Source organism: Janthinobacterium sp. FT14W (assembly GCF_009208755.1).
In the GTDB taxonomy this organism is placed as follows: domain Bacteria; phylum Pseudomonadota; class Gammaproteobacteria; order Burkholderiales; family Burkholderiaceae_D; genus Janthinobacterium; species Janthinobacterium violaceinigrum.
The window spans coordinates 1-5,644 of record NZ_WFLL01000094.1; the positions used below are offsets into that span (position 1 = coordinate 1).

8 protein-coding genes are annotated in these 5,644 nt (G+C 64.0%); all 8 read left to right on the forward strand.

The features are described from left to right. Positions 1 to 956 (forward strand): flagellar hook-length control protein FliK (locus GCN74_RS29455; RefSeq protein ID WP_226939273.1); only part of this gene is annotated, 956 nt, incomplete at its 5' end. Positions 957 to 1,142: 186 nt separating this feature from the next. Then, positions 1,143 to 1,655 (forward strand): flagellar basal body-associated protein FliL, encoded by a 513-nt coding sequence (gene fliL, locus GCN74_RS27960; RefSeq protein ID WP_152259679.1) that lies wholly within the window; start codon positions 1,143 to 1,145, stop codon positions 1,653 to 1,655. 6 nt (positions 1,656 to 1,661) lie between these two features. After that, positions 1,662 to 2,648, forward strand: coding sequence for a flagellar motor switch protein FliM (gene fliM / locus GCN74_RS27965; protein WP_034754035.1), 987 nt, complete (start codon positions 1,662 to 1,664; stop codon positions 2,646 to 2,648). A 50-nt stretch (positions 2,649 to 2,698) separates the two neighbouring features. Next, positions 2,699 to 3,133 (forward strand): flagellar motor switch protein FliN, encoded by a 435-nt coding sequence (fliN, locus tag GCN74_RS27970; RefSeq protein WP_034754038.1) that lies wholly within the window; start codon positions 2,699 to 2,701, stop codon positions 3,131 to 3,133. Next, positions 3,130 to 3,741 (forward strand): flagellar biosynthetic protein FliO, encoded by a 612-nt coding sequence (gene fliO / locus GCN74_RS27975; RefSeq protein WP_152259680.1) that lies wholly within the window; start codon positions 3,130 to 3,132, stop codon positions 3,739 to 3,741. The genes fliN and fliO overlap by 4 nt, the downstream gene beginning before the upstream one ends. Positions 3,742 to 3,763: 22 nt before the next feature. Then, entirely contained in the window at positions 3,764 to 4,522 is a 759-nt protein-coding gene (gene fliP, locus GCN74_RS27980; protein WP_152259681.1) for a flagellar type III secretion system pore protein FliP, read from the forward strand. A gap of 9 nt (positions 4,523 to 4,531) precedes the next feature. Then, positions 4,532 to 4,801 (forward strand): flagellar biosynthesis protein FliQ, encoded by a 270-nt coding sequence (fliQ, locus tag GCN74_RS27985; RefSeq protein ID WP_034754044.1) that lies wholly within the window; start codon positions 4,532 to 4,534, stop codon positions 4,799 to 4,801. Positions 4,802 to 4,817: 16 nt separating this feature from the next. Then, a partial coding sequence (gene fliR / locus GCN74_RS27990; RefSeq protein ID WP_152259682.1) for a flagellar biosynthetic protein FliR occupies positions 4,818 to 5,644 on the forward strand: 827 nt, incomplete at its 3' end.

Below are 5,644 nucleotides of genomic sequence, written 5' to 3' on the forward strand. Positions count from 1 at the left end.
CCACGGCCGAGGCCAGCGTGCCCGCCGCCCCTGCCGCGACAGTGGCGCCGCCAGCCGATCCGGCCGCCGCAATGCTGGCCCTGGTGGGCAGCATCCAGCTGGCCATCCAGCCGCCGGCGGCAGCCGCCAAGGCCGTGCCGGAACTGCCCGCGCGCGCCAGCGGCAAGGCCGACGGCAAGAGCCTGGCGACAAGCCCCTTGCCGGCAGCCGCCCAGGGCAGCGGCAAGGCCAGCACCGCCGCCACGGTCGCCGCGCAAGCGGACGGCGGCGACTTTGCCGACAGCCTGGGCCAGGCCCAGGGCAAGGCGAGCGCCACGCCAGGCACCAGCTTGCCAGCCGGCAAGGCCGAAGCGGGCAAGCTGGCCATCGACGCGCAGCTGGCCGCCACCGCCAAGGCGGGCATGGCCGTGGCCGAACCGATCCTCAAGGAGGCACCCGCCGACCTGAGCCGCCTGGCGGCCCAGTTGCAGCCGGGCGCGCTGCAGCAGGCGGCGGCCGCCGCGGCCGTGCCGGCAGACAAGCTGGCTGGCCGGGTGGGCACGCCCGCCTGGGACCAACAACTGGGACAGAAAGTCGTGTGGATGGCGGCCGGCGGCGACCAGAGCGCCACCCTGACCCTGAATCCGCCGGACCTGGGGCCCCTGCAAGTGGTCCTGACGGTCACCAATGACCAGGCCGATGCCGCGTTCATGTCGGCCCAGCCCGAAGTACGCCAGGCGCTGGAAGCGGCCATGCCCCGCCTGCGCGAAATGATGAGCGAAGCGGGCATCGCCTTCGGCAGCGCCACCGTCTCGGCCGGCACGCCGGAACAGCAAAACAATGGCGAGCGTGCCGCCTCGGGCGAACGCCGCGGCCATAGCCAGGGCGGCGGCGTAGCGGGCGGCGAGATCGCCATCGCGCCGGCGGCAGGCGGACGCAGCCGGCCCAGCCTGAGCGCCGTGGATACCTTTGCCTGAGGCCAATTCGTCGCCCGCAGGCCACAGGCGCGCCCCGCAGCGTAACTTTTCATATAAAAACAGCGAGTTGAGGGCGCTTCCGCCCTCTTTTCACTGCATCCTTCTGCGCAGAATTTGCCGATAATGACATAATGGCGTCGTGATCCACTTCCATGCACTCGAGTACCATTGAAAGCAAATCCAAAAATGAAAGCAGATCCGAAAGCAGATGCAGGCCTGGCCCCCGCCGGCGCCTCGAAAAAGAAGCTTCTGATCATAGTGCTGGCCTCGGTGCTGGTGGCCGGCGGCGTCGGCGGCGGTGCCGCCTGGTACTTCTTGCATGGCAAGGCCGATAAAGAAGAATCGGCGCCCAGCAAGAAAAAACATGCTGCCTCGAAGGCCGGTCCGCCCGTCTTCGTGCCCGTCGATGCCTTCACCGTCAACCTGCAGCCGGAAAATGGCGAACAATACCTGCAGATCGCATTCACCCTGCAGGTGAGCAGCCCCGAAGAAATGGATACCATCAAGCTCAACATGCCGAAGGTGCGCAGCCGCTTGCTGCTGCTGTTGTCCGGCAAGAAAGCATCGGAACTCAACACCGTGGAAGGCAAGCAGCAACTGGCGGCCGAAATCATCAATCAGGTGAACCAGCCGTTCGAGGACAAAGGGCCGGAGCAGGACGTGACGGACGTATTATTTACCGCATTCATCATTCAATAAGCAGCCATGGCCGATAATTTCCTCTCCCAGGAAGAAGTCGATGCCCTTCTGAAGGGCGTCAACGGAGACCAGGACGACGCGCAGGCGCCGGAAGATGTCACGGGAGTTCGTACCTACAACCTGGCAACCCAGGAGCGCATCGTGCGCGGCCGGATGCCAACGCTGGAAATTATCAACGAGCGCTTCGCCCGGCTGCTGCGCGTAGGCCTGTTCAACTTCCTGCGCCGCAGCGCCGAAGTGTCCGTCGGCTCCGTGCGCGTCTCGAAATACAGCGAATTCATCCGCAATCTGGTGGTGCCGACCAATCTGAACCTGGTGCACATGAAGCCGCTGCGCGGCACGGCCCTGATGGTCTTCGATCCGGGCCTCGTCTTCCTGCTGGTCGACAACCTGTTCGGCGGCGACGGACGCTTCCACACGCGCGTCGAAGGGCGCGACTTTACGCAGACGGAGCAGCGCATCATCCTGCGCATCCTCGATATCGTCTTTGAAGCCTATACCAAGTCGTGGGAACCGGTCTTCCCCGTCGAGTTCGAATATATCCGTTCAGAAATGAACACGCAGTTCGCCAACATCGCCACACCGAATGAAGTGGTGGTCGCTTCCACGTTTACGGTGGAACTGGGCTCCGTTTCCGGACAAATCCACTTCTGCATGCCGTATTCGATGATCGAGCCGATCCGCGATTCGCTGACCTCGAGCCTGCAGGGCGAGGCGCTGGAAGTGGACAAGCGCTGGATCCGCCTGATGACGCAACAGATCCAGATCGCCGAAGTGGAGCTGGTGGCCTCGCTGGGCACGGCCCGCGTGTCCTTCGATGAAATCCTGAACATGAAGGTGGGCGACATCATCCCGCTGAACATCCCGGAACTGATCGCCGCCACCGTCGACGGCGTGCCCGTGATGGATTGCACGTACGGCGTATTGAACGGACAATATGCATTGAAGGTGGAGAAACTCCTCGCCAATGCCGATAACATGAACAACCATTAAGAAATATACGGGTCGCGCTGCGGCCCGCATCAGTACAACAGGAGAAACACATGTCTGACAACCAAGACGACCAAAGCGCGGAAGACGATTGGGGCGCGGCCATTGCCGAGCAGGCCAAGGCGGAAGCGGAAGCGCTGCAGAACCAGGCCGCCAATACGGCCAGCGCGGCCAGCGCCGCCGTGTTCAAGGACTTTTCCAAGCAGGCGTCGAAGTCGGAAACGCACAACGATATCGATTTCATCCTCGATATCCCCGTGCAGCTGACGGTCGAACTGGGCCGTACCAAGATCGCCATCAAGAACCTGCTGCAACTGGCGCAGGGTTCCGTGGTCGAGCTCGACGGCCTGGCCGGCGAACCGATGGACGTGCTGGTCAACGGCTGCCTGATCGCCCAGGGCGAAGTGGTGGTGGTGAATGACAAGTTCGGTATCCGCCTGACGGACATCATCACGCCTTCCGAACGCATCCGAAAATTGAATAAATGAAGCCTGGCCTGTTGATTTCCACCCTGCTGCCGCTGGCGGCAGCCTGCTGCATCGCCCAGGCGGCACCGGCGCCGGCGGCGGCTGCAACGGCATCGGCTGCCGTCGCGGCGTCCGCAGCGGCATCCGCGCCGGCCGAAGTAGTTGCCGAAAAACCCGCGGCAGCCGCCGAAGCGGCGCAAACACCAGCGCCGGCACCGGCCCCTGCCGCCGCCCTGCCCGCCATGCCGCCCGGCGCGCCCATGACGATGGCGCCGACCACGTCGGCCGGCAGCTTGCTGCAAACCATCTTCGCGCTCGTCTTCGTGCTGGCCCTGCTGATCGGCCTGGCCTGGTTCATGAAGCGCTATGGCCCCAAGGTCATGGGTGGCAACAGCAAAATGCGCGTCGTCAGCTCGCTCAGCCTGGGCGGACGCGAACGCATCGTCCTCGTCGAAGTGGCGGACCAGTGGATCGTCGTCGGCGCTTCGCCCGGCCGCGTGAACGCGCTGGCCACCCTGCCGCGCCAGGAAAGCGAACTGCCGCAACTGGCCACGGCGCAAAACGGCCCCGCGGCCGCCAATTTTTCCGAATGGCTGAAACAGACCATCGAAAAACGCAATGGGAAATAAGCCGGCAATGACGCAGCGGACGATGGCATTGAGCAATATCAAGACTCCCCTGACCTGGCTGCTGGCCATCGCCGCCCTGGCCTTGCCGCTGTGGGCCCTGGCGCAGCCGGGCATCCCCGCCTTCACCAGCACGCCGGCGCCGGGCGGCGGCCAGAATTACTCGCTGCCCGTGCAGACGCTCATCCTGATGACGTCGCTGACTTTCCTGCCGGCCGCCCTCCTGATGATGACCTGCTTTACGCGCATCATCATCGTGCTATCCCTGCTGCGCCAGGCCATCGGCACGCAGTCGGCGCCGCCCAACCAGGTGCTGGTGGGGCTGGCCCTGTTCCTGACCCTGTTCGTCATGGGCCCCGTGTTCGACAAGATCTACACGGATGCCTACCTGCCTTACCAGGAAAACAAGATCAGCATGCAGCAGGCGATGGACAAGGGCGTCGATCCCCTGAAAACCTTCATGCTCAAGCAGACGCGCCAGGCCGACCTGGCCCTGTTTGCCAAGATGTCGCGCTCGCCGGCCCTGCAAGGCCCGGAAGACGTGCCGCTGCGCATCCTCGTGCCCGCCTTCGTCACCAGCGAACTGAAAACGGCGTTCCAGATCGGCTTTGCCATCTTCATCCCGTTTCTGATCATCGACATGGTGGTCGCCAGCGTGCTGATGTCGATGGGGATGATGATGATGTCGCCGGCCACCATCTCGCTGCCGTTCAAGCTGATGCTGTTCGTGCTGGTCGATGGCTGGCAATTGCTGCTGGGCTCCTTGTCACAGAGTTTTTACTAGGGGAAATAGATGACACCCGAAAGCGTCATGACCCTGGGCCGCCATGCGATGGAAATCACCCTGATGGTGGCCGCGCCCATGCTGCTGGTCGCCCTCATCATCGGCTTGATCGTCAGTATTTTCCAGGCGGCCACGCAGATCAACGAGGCGACCCTGTCCTTCATCCCCAAGCTGGTCGGCATCTTTGTCGCCATCGTCGTGGCGGGCCCCTGGATGCTGTCCGTCATGCTCGACTACATGCGCCAGGTCTTCACGGGCATCCCGAACCTGGTGGGCTAGTGCGGCGCTTGTTGCCATGCTGACCCTGTCCAGCATCGAACTGAACACGTGGATCGCAGCATTGCTGTGGCCGCTTAGCCGCATCCTCGGCCTGATTGCGGCCGCCCCCCTGTTCGGCAACGCGGCCGTGCCGGCCAGCGTGAAGGTGGCGCTGGGCGCGCTGCTGGCCATGATCATCGCCCCCACCGTGCCGGCCTTGCCTGCCGTCAACCCAATGTCCCTGCCCGGCTTGCTGATCCTCACGCAAGAGATGCTGGTAGGCCTGGCCATGGGCTTTTCCATCCGCATCGTGTTTTCCGCCATTGAAATGGCGGGCGAACTCAGCAGCCTGACCATGGGCCTGGGCTTTGCCTCGTTCTTCGACCCGCAAACCAAGGGCAGGTCTTCCGCCATCAGCCAGTTCCTCGTCATGCTGGCCACCTTGATGTTTTTGACAGTCAACGGCCACCTGGTCTTGCTGGCGGCGCTGGCGGAAAGCTTTGTCAGCCTGCCGATTTCATCGAACCCCATCAGCAGCGGCGGCTTCCAGCAATTGGCGGCGTGGGGCGGCGAGATTTTCCGTTCCGGCCTGCAAATTTCGCTGCCCATCATCGCCGCCCTGCTGCTGACCAACGTGGCGCTGGGCATCCTGACGCGGGCCGCGCCGCAGCTGAACATTTTCGGTATCGGCTTCCCCGTCACCCTGGGCGTGGGTTTGCTGGTGATCGGCATGGTCCTGCCCTACCTGGCCACGCCGTTCCAGAACATGTTCCTGCGCGGCATAGAAACGGCGCGCCTGCTGCCGCGCGGCTTTGCCACGCGCGACCGGCCGCCCCCGCCCGCGCCGCCCAATCCCTTGCGGCC

What these genes read in the sequence shown, in the direction of transcription:
- fliL (WP_152259679.1), top strand. Translation starts at nt 1,143, where the DNA reads ATGAAAGCAGATCCGAAAGCAGATGCAGGCCTGGCCCCCGCCGGCGCC.
- fliO (WP_152259680.1), top strand. Translation starts at nt 3,130, where the DNA reads ATGAAGCCTGGCCTGTTGATTTCCACCCTGCTGCCGCTGGCGGCAGCC.
- fliQ (WP_034754044.1), top strand. Translation starts at nt 4,532, where the DNA reads ATGACACCCGAAAGCGTCATGACCCTGGGCCGCCATGCGATGGAAATC.
- fliM (WP_034754035.1), top strand. Translation starts at nt 1,662, where the DNA reads ATGGCCGATAATTTCCTCTCCCAGGAAGAAGTCGATGCCCTTCTGAAG.
- fliN (WP_034754038.1), top strand. Translation starts at nt 2,699, where the DNA reads ATGTCTGACAACCAAGACGACCAAAGCGCGGAAGACGATTGGGGCGCG.
- fliP (WP_152259681.1), top strand. Translation starts at nt 3,764, where the DNA reads ATGGCATTGAGCAATATCAAGACTCCCCTGACCTGGCTGCTGGCCATC.